At 57.2% G+C, this 13,457-nt stretch carries 12 protein-coding genes, 1 rRNA gene and 1 pseudogene; 6 read left to right on the top strand and 8 right to left on the bottom strand.

Translation table 11 applies throughout. The annotated features are described in order from the left end of the window. The first annotated feature begins 241 nt into the window (after nucleotides 1-241). Together PSH65_RS03070 and PSH65_RS03075 are read left to right on the top strand one after the other, a co-directional pair. On the top strand, nucleotides 242-664 hold the full coding sequence (locus tag PSH65_RS03070; RefSeq protein WP_003176451.1) for an OsmC family protein: 423 nt from the start codon (nucleotides 242-244) through the stop codon (nucleotides 662-664). Nucleotides 665-686: 22 nt separating this feature from the next. Beyond that, nucleotides 687-951, top strand: a pseudogene (locus PSH65_RS03075) (S-adenosylmethionine decarboxylase); the annotation flags it as partial. A gap of 99 nt (nucleotides 952-1,050) precedes the next feature. Here the strand turns inward: PSH65_RS03075 and coq7 are convergent. The 6 genes from coq7 to hemJ form a co-directional block, all read right to left on the bottom strand. After that, nucleotides 1,051-1,698: a 2-polyprenyl-3-methyl-6-methoxy-1,4-benzoquinone monooxygenase gene (gene coq7 / locus PSH65_RS03080; RefSeq protein ID WP_305424892.1), complete on the bottom strand. Its 648-nt coding sequence runs from the start codon at nucleotides 1,696-1,698 to the stop codon at nucleotides 1,051-1,053. Between the two features lie 182 nt (nucleotides 1,699-1,880). Continuing rightward, the gene (locus PSH65_RS03085) at nucleotides 1,881-2,219 is read right to left on the bottom strand and encodes a histidine triad nucleotide-binding protein (protein WP_007906873.1); all 339 of its coding nucleotides are present in this window, start codon (nucleotides 2,217-2,219) and stop codon (nucleotides 1,881-1,883) included. 81 nt (nucleotides 2,220-2,300) lie between these two features. Next, entirely contained in the window at nucleotides 2,301-3,089 is a 789-nt protein-coding gene (locus tag PSH65_RS03090; protein WP_305424893.1) for an SDR family oxidoreductase, read from the bottom strand. A 62-nt stretch (nucleotides 3,090-3,151) separates the two neighbouring features. Next, the gene (locus tag PSH65_RS03095; RefSeq protein WP_305426934.1) at nucleotides 3,152-4,129 is read right to left on the bottom strand and encodes a DUF805 domain-containing protein; all 978 of its coding nucleotides are present in this window, start codon (nucleotides 4,127-4,129) and stop codon (nucleotides 3,152-3,154) included. Between the two features lie 93 nt (nucleotides 4,130-4,222). Further along, complete coding sequence (locus PSH65_RS03100) at nucleotides 4,223-5,191, bottom strand: nitronate monooxygenase family protein (protein ID WP_305424894.1); 969 nt, start codon at nucleotides 5,189-5,191, stop codon at nucleotides 4,223-4,225. A gap of 33 nt (nucleotides 5,192-5,224) precedes the next feature. After that, nucleotides 5,225-5,656, bottom strand: coding sequence for a protoporphyrinogen oxidase HemJ (hemJ, locus tag PSH65_RS03105; protein ID WP_305424895.1), 432 nt, complete (start codon nucleotides 5,654-5,656; stop codon nucleotides 5,225-5,227). Nucleotides 5,657-5,791: 135 nt separating this feature from the next. Here hemJ and argC point away from each other — a divergent pair, with 135 nt between their 5' ends. Together argC and erpA are read left to right on the top strand one after the other, a co-directional pair. Next, nucleotides 5,792-6,826, top strand: a complete 1,035-nt coding sequence (gene argC / locus PSH65_RS03110; RefSeq protein WP_305424897.1) for an N-acetyl-gamma-glutamyl-phosphate reductase — start codon at nucleotides 5,792-5,794, stop codon at nucleotides 6,824-6,826. Between the two features lie 168 nt (nucleotides 6,827-6,994). Beyond that, entirely contained in the window at nucleotides 6,995-7,345 is a 351-nt protein-coding gene (erpA, locus tag PSH65_RS03115) for an iron-sulfur cluster insertion protein ErpA (protein WP_007906865.1), read from the top strand. 69 nt (nucleotides 7,346-7,414) lie between these two features. Here the strand turns inward: erpA and PSH65_RS03120 are convergent, their stop codons facing one another. Both PSH65_RS03120 and PSH65_RS03125 read right to left on the bottom strand, forming a co-directional pair. Next, nucleotides 7,415-8,506: an anhydro-N-acetylmuramic acid kinase gene (locus PSH65_RS03120; RefSeq protein ID WP_305424898.1), complete on the bottom strand. Its 1,092-nt coding sequence runs from the start codon at nucleotides 8,504-8,506 to the stop codon at nucleotides 7,415-7,417. A gap of 3 nt (nucleotides 8,507-8,509) precedes the next feature. Further along, on the bottom strand, nucleotides 8,510-9,940 hold the full coding sequence (locus PSH65_RS03125) for a peptidoglycan DD-metalloendopeptidase family protein (RefSeq protein ID WP_305424899.1): 1,431 nt from the start codon (nucleotides 9,938-9,940) through the stop codon (nucleotides 8,510-8,512). Between the two features lie 210 nt (nucleotides 9,941-10,150). Between PSH65_RS03125 and tyrS the strand changes: the two genes are divergently transcribed. Both tyrS and PSH65_RS03135 read left to right on the top strand, forming a co-directional pair. Then, a complete protein-coding gene (gene tyrS, locus PSH65_RS03130) occupies nucleotides 10,151-11,353 on the top strand; it encodes a tyrosine--tRNA ligase (protein WP_305424900.1) in 1,203 nt (400 codons plus the stop codon). Between the two features lie 553 nt (nucleotides 11,354-11,906). Continuing rightward, nucleotides 11,907-13,446: ribosomal RNA gene (locus PSH65_RS03135) — 16S ribosomal RNA — on the top strand. Nucleotides 13,447-13,457: the final 11 nt, after the last annotated feature.

Consider the following 13,457-nt stretch of genomic DNA (forward strand, 5'->3'; position numbering starts at 1 on the left):
CCCGAAAAGACTGCACGGTGTGTTTGTTTTTTGTAGGAGCCGGCGAGGCCTGCGATCCTTTTTATTCGCTGCAAAGCTGGCTATGCGCCATTGGTTTGGCGCCAGCTTAACAGACACATTCCTTCAAGATTCGAGAATTTGCCTACGACGTAGATGGTTATGTCCCAGGAAGGCGAAACGCTGCCAATCAAGGGCCCTGTGCTAAGCTGGCGACCCTTTTTTAGACAGTGGAGTCTTGGCGATGAAGGCACGCATCCAATGGGCTGGCGAAGCCATGTTCCTCGGCGAATCCGGCAGCGGTCATGTCGTGGTCATGGACGGTCCGCCCGAAGCCGGCGGTCGTAACCTGGGTGTCCGGCCGATGGAAATGCTTCTGCTGGGTGTTGGCGGTTGCAGCAATTTTGATGTGGTCAGCATCCTCAAGAAGTCCCGTCAGGCCGTCGAAAGCTGCGAAGCCTTTCTCGAAGCCGAGCGTGCGACCGAAGATCCGAAGGTTTTCACCAAGATCCACATGCACTTCGTGGTCAAGGGCCGCGGGCTGAAAGAAGCCCAGGTCAAGCGCGCCATCGAGCTGTCGGCCGAGAAGTATTGCTCTGCCTCGATCATGCTCGGCGCGGCTGGCGTGGCGATTACCCACGACTACGAAATCATCGAACTCGGTTGAATCGACATTCAGCTGTCATGAACGCGATGTTGAAGGCAAGAAGCATTTCATCGACCACGAGATCAACTCGATCCAGAACTACTTGTCCGAAGACACCCGCGACGCGTACCAGATGACCGACGGTGAACCTGTTCCACACCAAAATGCTGTTGAAGCACTTCGAGCTGGATAACTACCTGTTCGGCGACGCCACCAGCAACCTGTCTTCTGAGCCGCGTGCCCAAGTGACTGCGCGTGTGAAACACGAAATGCTCGAAATCTTCTACGCGCGCAACTTGCCAAACTAAGATCTTCAAGTAAAAAAGGCGACTACCTTGCGGTAATCGCCTTTTTTATTGCTGCCTGTCAGACAGACCGTGCCATGGCACGGTCTGAAGACGCTTGCGTCAGATCCGATAAGTACTCTTCGTCATCACCTTGGCCAACAAACTCATCCCGAATTTCACTGGCGCCGGAAAACGAAATCCACCTGCATCCAGCGCACTTTCAGCATGATGCTCTTCATCGATGCGCATCTGCTCCAGGATCGCCCGGGACTTTTCGTCCTCGGCTGGCAGTTGCTCAAGGTGTTCGTTCAGGTGTTTGCAGACCTGATGCTCGGTGGCAGCAACGAAACCCAGGCTGACTTTGTCGCTGATCAGCCCGGCGACTGCGCCGATCCCGAACGACATGCCGTAGAACAGCGGATTGAGGATGCTGGTATGGCTGCCCAACTGATGAATGCGTTGTTCGCACCAGACCAGATGGTCGATTTCTTCTTCGGCGGCGTGCTCCATGGCGGCGCGCACTCTCGGCAGCTTGGCGGTCAGGGCCTGACCTTGGTATAGCGCCTGGGCGCAGACTTCGCCGGTATGGTTGATGCGCATCAAACCGGCGACGTGCCGGGTGTCCTCGTCGCTCATCTGCGCATCCGGCTGCACGATGGCAGGCGATGGACGGTAGGGCTGACCACTGAAGGGCAACAAAGTACGCATCGCGGCATCGGCTTGCAGCAGAAGACGGTCAATTGGCGAGTAGTGACGTTGGGTAGTCATGCTGACCTCCGGGAAGAATCTCGGCGGCCAGTTTAACCCAATCGGCCGGGGGAGGGTTTGCGCTGGGTCATTTGTGGTGGGAGCGACACCAACCTTGGAGCGAGGCTTGCCCGCGAAGGCGTCCTCAAGTGCGCCAAAAGCTTCGCGGGCAAGCCTCGCTCCTACAAGGGGAGGGCGGTGAATCAGCCCGGTGGCCAGTGCATCTGGCGTTGACCCAGCACGTGCATATGAATGTGATAGACGGTCTGCCCGCCCAATTCATTGCAGTTCATGACCACCCGGAAACCTTCTTCACAGCCCAATTCCAGAGCCAGACGCTGGGCCGTGAACAGAATATGTCCGGCCAAAGCCTTGTCGTCCTCGGTGAGGTCGTTAAGGGTGCGCACCGGTTTCTTCGGGACTACCAGGAAATGCACGGGGGCCTGTGGTGCGATGTCGTGGAAGGCCAGTACCTGGTCGTCCTCGTAAATGATCTTCGCCGGGATTTCCCGGTTGATGATCTTGGTGAACAGAGTATCCACAGCTGTTTTCTCCGTTGTTTGGGCTGGCCTGAGTGTAACCATGGGTTATGTCAGAGCCCAGCCTTTTGCCTTGAGGATTGATCAGCGCGGGCAATAGGCTTTGTTGACCATGCCTGCGATTGTCCGGGTCAGCCAGCGTGAGCCGAGCCGCGGCAGGAACGCGAACCAGCGATTCAGGCGACCGGGGATAATAATGGCGCGATTTTTCGCCAGCGCGCGCACGGTATAGAGCGCGACTTCTTCTGGACTCATTAGCAGTTTGCTCTCGACCAGTTTGTCGGTGTCCAGTTGCGCGGTGCGGAAAAACGCCGTGCGGGTCGGGCCGGGGCAGAGCACCGATACCTTGACCGCGCACTTTTTCAGTTCAACGCGCAAACCTTCGGAAAAATGCAGTACGTAAGCTTTGCTGGCGTAATAAGTGCTCATCCAGGGGCCGGGATGGAACGCCGCGACCGAGGCGACGTTCAGAATCTGTCCGCCGCCCTGCAAGGCCATGCTGTTGCCGATGGCATGGCACAAGCGAGTGAGGGCCAGGATGTTCACTTCGATCAGATCTTGCTCGGTCATCCAGTCCTGGGCCAGGAACGGGCCGCAGGTACCCATGCCGGCACAGTTGACCAGCAAATCTATCTGCCGGTCGCCTTCCTCCAGCTCCAGCAAAAAACCGGACAGCCTCAGCGGCTCGCCCAGGTCACAGGCACGAAACAACACTTCCACACCAAAACGTTGAGTCAGTTCAATCGCAATGCTTTCCAGCTGATCACGCTGTCGGGCCACCAGTATCAGGCTGCGGCCGCGCCGGGCCAGCGCTTCGGCCATCGCCAGGCCGATGCCGCTGGAAGCGCCAGTGATCAGAGCGTAACGGGTCATGCAGTTCTCCATCGCAACAGCTCCGCGCCGGCGACGCAGGTGTCACGGGCGGGGAGCGCTGTTCATTCTTTTGCAGAGTCTACAGGGGGCTCGGCTGCTTCGGCTGCATCATCGGATGAATTTGGCGCTTGTTCGGCCTCTTCGGCCGGCTCCACTTCAACTTCGTCGGTGATCATCGAGCTGCTTTGATAGGTGCTCTCGGTGGCGCTTTCGTACTCATCCTGAATCGCGGTGAGGCCTCCAGTCAGCCCGCCGACGAACATGATCGCGATAAACACCAGCCACAGCGAAGCCAGCACCCTGACCGCGTTGCTGTTGGGCGGTGGTGGTGCGCCATACCGGTTGGCCGTGTTGTTACCCGGCACAATCATTATTACAAACGGAAAAATGCTGCCCACGACCGGTACAAGGTTCAGCAGCCAGAGCCAGCCGGACCAGCCGATATCGTGCAGGCGCTGCACGCTGAACTGGATGCTGATGAAGGCGAGCACCACGACCAGGATAAAGGCGAGCAGGCCAGCGAGAATCAAGCCTGCAGTCGAGTCCGTGCTGATGAGCGCGAAGCCGAAAACAGCCAGCACGGCGCCAACGCCAAGCGTCACCAGCGTAAGAGCCATCGTCCAGGCGAGAAAGCGCAAGCGACCGATGCGGCCAACGAAACTGAATGCCTTGAGTGCAGAAAACTCCGGCAGTGCTTCGCCGACAGAGGCGCGGGGCGGTGCATAGGGAGAATCGGGATCTGCCGTGAAAGGTTGGCTGTTGGCAGGGGCGTGTTCGTGAACGTCGGACAGGTTCAGCTCGATCGAGGGTTCTGTTTCGATTCGGGCATCGATGCCGGTTTTCGTCAGTGCCTGAAGGTAAGTCTGCGCATCGGCGTGTGACAGGTCGCGCTTGAGTGCAACTGTCCGGCCACTGAACAGGCGCTCGATAGCCGCGACATCGCTTTTGAACAGCTCGGCGAGATTGAGCTTCGCGGTGGTGGCGTCAACACCTGGCTGCAGAGCGCCATCGAAGACGATCTTGAAACGGTTTTCGCTCATGGCCGAGGCATCCTTGTCGCGAGAGTTTGTAATAGGCGGAGTTGCAAGTATGGAGTGTAGGGCCAGCCGGATTGGGCTGGCCAAGTTTTTCTGTCAGCGCGGCCAGCGCTTGGGCAGCGCCGCCGCCAGTTCCAGCGCCTTGCGGTATTCGGCATCGAGACGTGCGATCAGTTGATCGACACTCGGCAGGTCATCGATTTCTCCGACGCCCTGGCCTGCGGACCACACGGTTTTCCAGGCTTTGGCTTCATCGCTCAACGGCTTGAGCTTGGAGCCGAAGTTCACCTCACCCTTGCCTTGCAGGGCTGCTATATCGAAACCGGCGGCCTCCAGGCTCCGACGCATAAAGCTTGCCGGTACTCCCGACACCGCTGGAGTATGGACGATGTCTGCGGCTCTGGAAGTCAGGAGCATCTCCTTATACGCGTCAGGTGCATGACTTTCCGTGGTACCGATAAATCGCGTACCGAAGTAGGCCAAATCCGCGCCGAGCAATTGCGCGGCAAGAATTTCATGGTCATGGTTCAGGCAGCCGGCCAGTAGCAGGGTCTTGTCGAAAAACTGGCGAATCTCGGCGATCAGCGAAAACGGGCTCCAGGTCCCGGCGTGACCCCCGGCGCCCGCAGCCACGGCGATCAAACCGTCCACGCCGGCCTCGGCGGCTTTTTCCGCGTGGCGACGGGTTGTCACGTCGTGAAACACCAGGCCGCCATAGCTGTGCACGGCGTCGACCAGTTCCTTCACGGCGCCGAGGCTGGTGATCACGATCGGTACTTTGTGCTCGATGCAGATCGCCAGATCCGCCTGCAATCGCGGGTTGCTGTTGTGGACGATCAGGTTCACCGCGTAAGGCGCGGGGTTTTCCAGTATCGCCAGTCCTGCTTCGATTTCTTCCAGCCAAGCCTTGAAACCGCTGCTCTCACGCTGGTTCAGCGCGGGAAAGCTGCCGACTACGCCATTACGGCAGCAGGCGAGCACCAGCTCAGGGTTGGAAATCAGGAACATCGGCGCTGCCACCACGGGCAGACGCAAACGTTGTTCGAGCAAAGCGGGCAGCGACATTGGAAGTACCCCGGGTGAATGATGCTTGTTGGATTAAAACGGCCGAACGACGACCAGAATTACGATAGCCAGCAATATCAGAACCGGCACTTCATTGAACCAGCGATAAAAGACATGGCTGCGGGTGTTTTCGCCACGGGCAAAACGTTTTACCTGTGCACCGCACATGTGGTGATAGCCGATCAGGATCACCACCAGGGTCAATTTGGCATGCATCCATGCACCTTGGGTAAAGTAGGCACTTGGGTTGAGACTGATCAGCCAGATGCCGAACACCAGGGTGGCGATCATCGCCGGGCCCATGATGCCCCGGTACAGCTTGCGCTCCATGAGACTGAAGCGTTCCTTGCTGACAGTGTCTTCGCTTTGGGCGTGATAGACGAACAGGCGCGGCAGGTAAAACAGGCCGGCAAACCAGCAGACCATGCTGATGATGTGAAGCGCTTTGAGCCACAGATAAAGCATTTTTAGTTATTCCCAGGTTCACGGTAGCGCAGATAGTAGGGGGTAGAGCCGCCGCACGTCACCTTGACGGTTGTCGCAGGGCCGCGGGGCCCCTATTATCGACGGCTTTCCAGTGGGTTCGTTGAGGGCAGGTTTATGGTCAAGGTCGGTATCGTCGGCGGCACGGGTTACACCGGTGTCGAACTGCTGCGTCTGTTGGCACAGCATCCGCAAGCTGAAGTGGTGGTGATCACTTCCCGATCCGAGGCCGGCCTGGCCGTGGCCGATATGTACCCGAACCTGCGAGGCCATTACGACGGCCTGGCTTTCAGCGTTCCGGACATCAAGACCCTCGGGGCCTGCGACGTGGTGTTCTTTGCCACACCGCACGGTGTCGCCCATGCCCTGGCGGGTGAATTGCTGGCTGCCGGGACCAAGGTCATCGACCTGTCGGCAGACTTCCGTCTGCAAGACGCCGATGAGTGGGCCAAATGGTACGGCCAGCCGCACGGTGCGCCGCAATTGCTGGAGGAAGCGGTCTACGGCCTGCCGGAAGTCAATCGCGAGCAAATCAAGCAAGCGCGTCTGATTGCTGTGCCGGGTTGCTACCCGACTGCCACGCAATTGGGTTTCCTGCCGTTACTTGAAGCTGGTCTGGCAGATACCACGCGTTTGATTGCAGACTGCAAATCCGGCGTCAGCGGCGCCGGTCGTGGTGCCTCGGTAGGTTCGCTGTACGCCGAGACGTCGGAAAGCATGAAGGCTTACGCCGTCAAAGGGCACCGTCACTTGCCGGAAATCCGCCAGGGCCTGCGTCGTGCAGCGGGCAAGGACGTTGGTCTGACCTTTGTTCCGCACCTGACGCCGATGATTCGCGGTATTCACTCGACGCTCTACGCAACTGTCGTGGACCGTTCGGTGGATCTGCAAGCACTGTTCGAAAAGCGCTATGCCAATGAGCCGTTCGTCGATGTGATGCCTGCCGGTAGCCATCCGGAAACCCGCAGCGTGCGCGGCGCCAACGTTTGCCGTATTGCCGTGCATCGTCCGCAGGATGGTGATCTGGTGGTGGTATTGTCGGTGATCGACAACCTGGTCAAAGGCGCGTCGGGTCAGGCGGTGCAGAACCTGAATATCCTGTTCGGCCTGGATGAGCGCTTGGGTCTTTCCCATGCGGGCATGCTGCCGTAAGGCTTTATCCCGCTCAGCAAAAAGGCCCGTCGAACGGGCCTTTTTGCATTCTGGTCTGACAATTGAGTTGATTGATATACCGTAACAATAGTTGACCGATTTTCTGGGAGAAGCGGATAATGCGCGTCATCACGCATTATGGCGGCGTAACGCCGGGAGATAGTCAGCATGAGCGTCGAATCCTTCACCCCCACGGCTTTGCAATTCACCCACGGTGCCGCGCACAAGGTGAAGAGCCTGGTCGATGAAGAGGGGAATGATCGCTTGAAGCTGCGCGTATTCGTTACGGGCGGCGGTTGTTCAGGGTTTCAGTACGGCTTCACCTTCGATGAAGAAGTGGCCGATGACGACACCATCGTCGAGCGCGAAGGCGTCAGCCTGGTGGTCGATCCGATGAGCTTCCAGTACCTGGCAGGTGCCGAAGTGGATTACCAGGAAGGTCTGGAAGGTTCGCGTTTCGTGATCAAGAACCCGAACGCTACCACCACGTGTGGCTGCGGCTCTTCGTTCTCGATCTGATCGCACCTTCACCGAATTACCAGGCGCCGCAGGGTCTCAGGACTCTGCGGCGTTTTGCTGTCTGGGGTTTCAGGCGGGGTAGATGGCGCCGAGTACGCGCAGGCCGCGGGCACCGGTGACACTTGGGCGGTTGGCCGCGATACCTTCCAGGCAGCAATGGGCCAGCCAGGCGAAGGCCATGGCTTCGACCCAGTCCGGGTCTACGCCATACGCAGCGGTGCTGCTGACTTTCGCGTTCGGCAACAGACCGGCCAAGCGTTTCATCAGCGTGGCGTTGTGTGCGCCGCCACCACAGACAAGCAGCTCTTCAGTATCTGATTGGGCGCTTTGCAATGACTCGACAATGGTCAGCGCAGTCAACTCAAGCAGCGTGGCCTGTACATCTTCGGCAGCGAAGGTTGGTAGCTGCGACAGATGCTGCATCAGCCACGGGAGATTGAACACTTCGCGGCCAGTGCTCTTCGGGCCTTGGGTTACAAAGAAAGGATCGCTGAGCAGCTCATTCAACAGAACCGGTTCAACTTTGCCACTGGCGGCCCATTGGCCGTCGCGATCGAAGTTGTCGCCGCGTTGTTGATGAATCCAGGCATCCAGCAGGACGTTCCCCGGGCCGCAGTCAAAACCCGCGACAGGTTTGCCGGGCTCGATCAGGCTGAGATTGCTGAATCCGCCGACGTTCAATACCGCACGGTTACCAGCCCGCTCCTCAAACAGGGCTTCATGGAAGGCTGGAACCAATGGCGCGCCTTGCCCGCCTGCGGCTACATCGCGGCTGCGAAAATCGCTGACTACGGTGATGCCGGTCAGCTCGGTGAGCAAAGCCGGGTTGCCGATTTGCACGGTGAACCCGCGCGCCGGCTCGTGGCGAATGGTCTGGCCGTGGCTGCCAATCGCGCGAATGTCGTCGGGTTTCAGATTTTGTTGGTCGAGGAGGGTGTGAATGCCCTGTGCGGCCAGTTTCACCCAGTTTTGCTGGGCAATGGCGGAGCGGGCAATCTCGTCCGGGCCGCTGGCGCACAAGCCAAGCAGATCGGCGCGCAGGGAGTCAGGCATAGGGATGTAATGGGTGGCGATCAGCTTGATCGCCGGGGTTTGCTCAATCAGCGCAATGTCCAGTCCATCAAGGCTGGTCCCGGACATCACACCTATATAGAGCGCCATGGCTTAGCGTTTACTCGAAGCCAGCTGGGTGGTTTTCTCTTGATCCATGCGCGCCATCAGCGGTTGGCTTTGCGCGAGGAAGCGTGAGCGTTCAGCTTTGGAGATCGGATCGGCCATCGCTACCTTCTGGCCCAGTGGATCGACGTGTACGCCATTGACCTGGAACTCGTAGTGCAAGTGCGGGCCGGTGGATAGGCCGGTGGTACCGATGTAGCCGATCACCTGACCTTGCTTGACGCTGCCACCAGTCTTGATGCCTTTGGCGAAGCCCTGCATATGACCGTACAGCGTGCGGTAGGTATTGCCGTGCTGGATGATCACGGTGTTGCCGTAACCGCCGCGACGACCCGCCAGCAATACTTTGCCGTCACCGGCAGCCTTGATCGGCGTACCGCGTGGGGCGGCGTAATCGACGCCCTTGTGGGCGCGGATCTTGTTCAGGATCGGGTGCTTGCGGCCCATGGAGAATTTCGAGCTGATGCGGGCGAAGTCTACCGGGGTACGGATAAACGCCTTGCGCATGCTATTGCCGTCAGCCGTGTAGTAGCTGCTGTTGCCTTGCTTGTTGGTGTAGCGCACCGCGGTGTAGGTCTTGCCACGGTTGGTGAAGCGTGCGGAGAGGATCGGGCCGTTGCCGACAGCTTTGCCGTTGACGACCTTCTGTTCATAGATCACATCGAACTCGTCACCTTGGCGAATATCCTGGGCGAAGTCGACGTCATAGCCGAACACACTGGCCATATCCATGGTCAGGCTGTGGGACAAACCGGCTCGGGCGGCGGATTGCGACAGCGAACTGTTAATCACGCCATGAACATAGGCGGAGCGAACGGTGGGCTTGGAGGTAATGCGGTTGAACGTATAACCCTTGTCATTCTTGGTCAGGCTGATGCTTTCCAGATCGCTGACTTTGCTGTGCAAGTTGGTCAGTTGGCCAGCCGGGCTCAGTTCGAACTCAAGCTTCTGGCCATGTTTGAGTTGGCTGAACTGCTTGGCCTGCTTGTCGCTGGCCAGTACTTCATGCACCGAAGCGGCTGGAAGGCCGACTTTTTCGAACAGCGTCGAGAGCGTGTCGCCTTTGCTAACGATCACTTCCTTATGGCCTGGCGCTTTCTTCTCTTCGACGACTGGTGCGGGAGCAGGGACGGGGGCGGCCTGGGCGGTTTCCTGAGTGTCTTCGGCGCTGTTTTCGATCTGCGCGAAGGGGGAGGCTGCCGGCTCATTTGTGGCCTGGATGGCGTCGGCGGCGTCTTGATCTTGTGTCAGTTGTTCTGCAGGGCTTTCCAGTTCAAGACTCAGGGTCGTCTTTTTGGCTTCAACATCACTGGAAGGGAATACCAGAAGCGCCAGGCTGAGAAGGGCGGCGATGCCACTTGCTGCGAGCAGGTGGGTCTTCGGGTAAAGCGGCGGCGCTTTAGACGGTTCTGTGGTCATAGGTAATTTTGACTTTGAAAAGATGAATTGGAAAAGATGAATGACATGATGAAGACGAAATAACTGTATAAAATATAACCAAATCATCTCTGAAGCAAGTCTGCGAACGCTCTGTCCGTGGATTGGCGTCCGTGCGCCGGGCAAAACTTGTATTTGGTGCGCGATCTTGTATGGTTGTTCCCCTTTGAATCTGAGCCTTGCGGGTCTGTTATGAAGTCGGTTGAAGAGCAGCTAGCGCTGATCAAACGTGGTGCAGAAGAACTGTTGGTCGAGTCCGAGCTGATCGAGAAACTCAAGCGTGGCCAGCCGCTGCGTATTAAGGCAGGCTTCGATCCGACCGCGCCGGATTTGCACCTGGGTCACACCGTGCTTATTAATAAGCTGCGCCAGTTCCAGGATCTGGGGCATCAGGTGATCTTCCTTATCGGTGACTTCACCGGGATGATTGGTGATCCGAGCGGCAAGAGCGCGACACGTCCTCCGCTGACCCGTGAGCAGGTTCTCGAGAATGCCGAGACCTACAAGACGCAGGTCTTCAAGATTCTTGATCCGGCCAAGACCGAAGTGGCGTTCAACTCCACCTGGATGGATCAGATGGGGCCGGCCGACTTCATTCGCCTGACTTCGCAATACACCGTGGCTCGCATGCTCGAGCGTGACGACTTCGACAAGCGCTACACCACCAATCAACCCATCGCCATTCATGAGTTCCTCTATCCGCTGGTTCAGGGTTATGACTCGGTCGCGTTGCGCGCGGATGTCGAGTTGGGCGGTACCGATCAGAAGTTCAATCTGCTGATGGGGCGTGAACTGCAACGTAGCTATGGTCAGGAGGCTCAATGCATTCTGACTATGCCGTTGCTCGAAGGTCTGGATGGCGTGAAGAAAATGTCCAAGTCGTTGGGCAACTACGTCGGTATCCAGGAAGCGCCGGGTGTCATGTACGGCAAGCTGGTTTCTATTCCAGATGTGCTGATGTGGCGTTACTTCGAACTGCTCAGCTTCCGTTCCATGGAAGAGATCAATGCTTTCCGGGCTGACGTCGAGGCGGGCGCGAATCCGCGTGACATCAAGATCAAGCTGGCCGAAGAGATCGTTGCGCGCTTCCATGGTGAAGAGGCGGCGGCCAATGCTCACCGTGCGGCGGGTAACCGTATGAAGGATGGTGAGCTGCCGGATGATCTGCCAGAGATCGAGTTGACTGCTGCTGAGGATATGCCGATCGCTGCCGTCCTCCTTAATAAAGCAGGGCTGGTGAAGAACTCTGCCGTGGCGCGCGATCTTCTGGGCTCTGGTGGTGTGCGTATAGATGGTGAGGTTGTCGATCGCACCTTTATATACGTACTGGGCGCAACCCATGTTTGCCAGGCTGGGAAGAAGGCATTTGCGCGTATTACGCTCAAATCCGAATAAAGCTGAAATCAGGGGTTGACGGCAGATTCTGGAAGTCTATAATTCGCCCCACTTCCGGCGCAGTCGAAACGGAAAACTCCTTGGTAAACAAAGAGTTACGCGGTTTTCGGCAGTGGTTACGCTTCAGTTCATCGAAGCCAGAAGGAGTTGGTAGGGCAGTATGTTTTCGCCTTATCGACGGTTCGATCTTCTCGGTCGAAAGCGGAGAAAAAGAGGTGTTGACAGCAGCGAGTAACGCTGTAGAATTCGCCCTCCCGCTAACGAGAGATCGGAAGCGCAAGTGGTTGAAGTTGCAAAGGAAACTTTGAAAGCTTCTGAAAATAACCGCTTGACAGCAACAGAGGCTGCTGTAGAATGCGCGCCTCGGTTGAGACGAAAGATCTTAACCAACCGCTCTTTAACAACTGAATCAAGCAATTCGTGTGGGTGCTTGTGGAGTCAGACTGATAGTCAACAAGATTATCAGCATCACAAGTTACTCCGCGAGAAATCAAAGATGTAACCAACGATTGCTGAGCCAAGTTTAGGGTTTCTTAAAAACCCAAAGATGTTTGAACTGAAGAGTTTGATCATGGCTCAGATTGAACGCTGGCGGCAGGCCTAACACATGCAAGTCGAGCGGCAGCACGGGTACTTGTACCTGGTGGCGAGCGGCGGACGGGTGTAATGCCTAGGAATCTGCCTGGTAGTGGGGGATAACGCTCGGAAACGGACGCTAATACCGCATACGTCCTACGGGAGAAAGCAGGGGACCTTCGGGCCTTGCGCTATCAGATGAGCCTAGGTCGGATTAGCTAGTTGGTGAGGTAATGGCTCACCAAGGCGACGATCCGTAACTGGTCTGAGAGGATGATCAGTCACACTGGAACTGAGACACGGTCCAGACTCCTACGGGAGGCAGCAGTGGGGAATATTGGACAATGGGCGAAAGCCTGATCCAGCCATGCCGCGTGTGTGAAGAAGGTCTTCGGATTGTAAAGCACTTTAAGTTGGGAGGAAGGGCAGTTACCTAATACGTAATTGTTTTGACGTTACCGACAGAATAAGCACCGGCTAACTCTGTGCCAGCAGCCGCGGTAATACAGAGGGTGCAAGCGTTAATCGGAATTACTGGGCGTAAAGCGCGCGTAGGTGGTTCGTTAAGTTGGATGTGAAATCCCCGGGCTCAACCTGGGAACTGCATTCAAAACTGACGAGCTAGAGTATGGTAGAGGGTGGTGGAATTTCCTGTGTAGCGGTGAAATGCGTAGATATAGGAAGGAACACCAGTGGCGAAGGCGACCACCTGGACTGATACTGACACTGAGGTGCGAAAGCGTGGGGAGCAAACAGGATTAGATACCCTGGTAGTCCACGCCGTAAACGATGTCAACTAGCCGTTGGGAGCCTTGAGCTCTTAGTGGCGCAGCTAACGCATTAAGTTGACCGCCTGGGGAGTACGGCCGCAAGGTTAAAACTCAAATGAATTGACGGGGGCCCGCACAAGCGGTGGAGCATGTGGTTTAATTCGAAGCAACGCGAAGAACCTTACCAGGCCTTGACATCCAATGAACTTTCCAGAGATGGATTGGTGCCTTCGGGAACATTGAGACAGGTGCTGCATGGCTGTCGTCAGCTCGTGTCGTGAGATGTTGGGTTAAGTCCCGTAACGAGCGCAACCCTTGTCCTTAGTTACCAGCACGTAATGGTGGGCACTCTAAGGAGACTGCCGGTGACAAACCGGAGGAAGGTGGGGATGACGTCAAGTCATCATGGCCCTTACGGCCTGGGCTACACACGTGCTACAATGGTCGGCGGTACAGAGGGTTGCCAAGCCGCGAGGTGGAGCTAATCCCATAAAACCGATCGTAGTCCGGATCGCAGTCTGCAACTCGACTGCGTGAAGTCGGAATCGCTAGTAATCGCGAATCAGAATGTCGCGGTGAATACGTTCCCGGGCCTTGTACACACCGCCCGTCACACCATGGGAGTGGGTTGCACCAGAAGTAGCTAGTCTAACCTTCGGGAGGACGGTTACCACGGTGTGATTCATGACTGGGGTGAAGTCGTAACAAGGTAGCCGTAGGGGAACCTGCGGCTGGATCACCTCCTTAATCGACGACAT

The sequence above is a fragment of the Pseudomonas sp. FP603 genome (genome assembly GCF_030687415.1).
Taxonomy (GTDB): Bacteria; Pseudomonadota; Gammaproteobacteria; order Pseudomonadales; family Pseudomonadaceae; genus Aquipseudomonas; species Aquipseudomonas wuhanensis.

What these genes read in the sequence shown, in the direction of transcription:
- PSH65_RS03120 (WP_305424898.1), bottom strand. Translation starts at nt 8,506, where the DNA reads ATGGCGCTCTATATAGGTGTGATGTCCGGGACCAGCCTTGATGGACTG.
- PSH65_RS03090 (WP_305424893.1), bottom strand. Translation starts at nt 3,089, where the DNA reads ATGACCCGTTACGCTCTGATCACTGGCGCTTCCAGCGGCATCGGCCTG.
- PSH65_RS03100 (WP_305424894.1), bottom strand. Translation starts at nt 5,191, where the DNA reads ATGTCGCTGCCCGCTTTGCTCGAACAACGTTTGCGTCTGCCCGTGGTG.
- erpA (WP_007906865.1), top strand. Translation starts at nt 6,995, where the DNA reads ATGAGCGTCGAATCCTTCACCCCCACGGCTTTGCAATTCACCCACGGT.
- PSH65_RS03125 (WP_305424899.1), bottom strand. Translation starts at nt 9,940, where the DNA reads ATGACCACAGAACCGTCTAAAGCGCCGCCGCTTTACCCGAAGACCCAC.
- coq7 (WP_305424892.1), bottom strand. Translation starts at nt 1,698, where the DNA reads ATGACTACCCAACGTCACTACTCGCCAATTGACCGTCTTCTGCTGCAA.
- argC (WP_305424897.1), top strand. Translation starts at nt 5,792, where the DNA reads ATGGTCAAGGTCGGTATCGTCGGCGGCACGGGTTACACCGGTGTCGAA.
- PSH65_RS03070 (WP_003176451.1), top strand. Translation starts at nt 242, where the DNA reads ATGAAGGCACGCATCCAATGGGCTGGCGAAGCCATGTTCCTCGGCGAA.
- tyrS (WP_305424900.1), top strand. Translation starts at nt 10,151, where the DNA reads ATGAAGTCGGTTGAAGAGCAGCTAGCGCTGATCAAACGTGGTGCAGAA.
- hemJ (WP_305424895.1), bottom strand. Translation starts at nt 5,656, where the DNA reads ATGCTTTATCTGTGGCTCAAAGCGCTTCACATCATCAGCATGGTCTGC.
- PSH65_RS03095 (WP_305426934.1), bottom strand. Translation starts at nt 4,129, where the DNA reads ATGAGCGAAAACCGTTTCAAGATCGTCTTCGATGGCGCTCTGCAGCCA.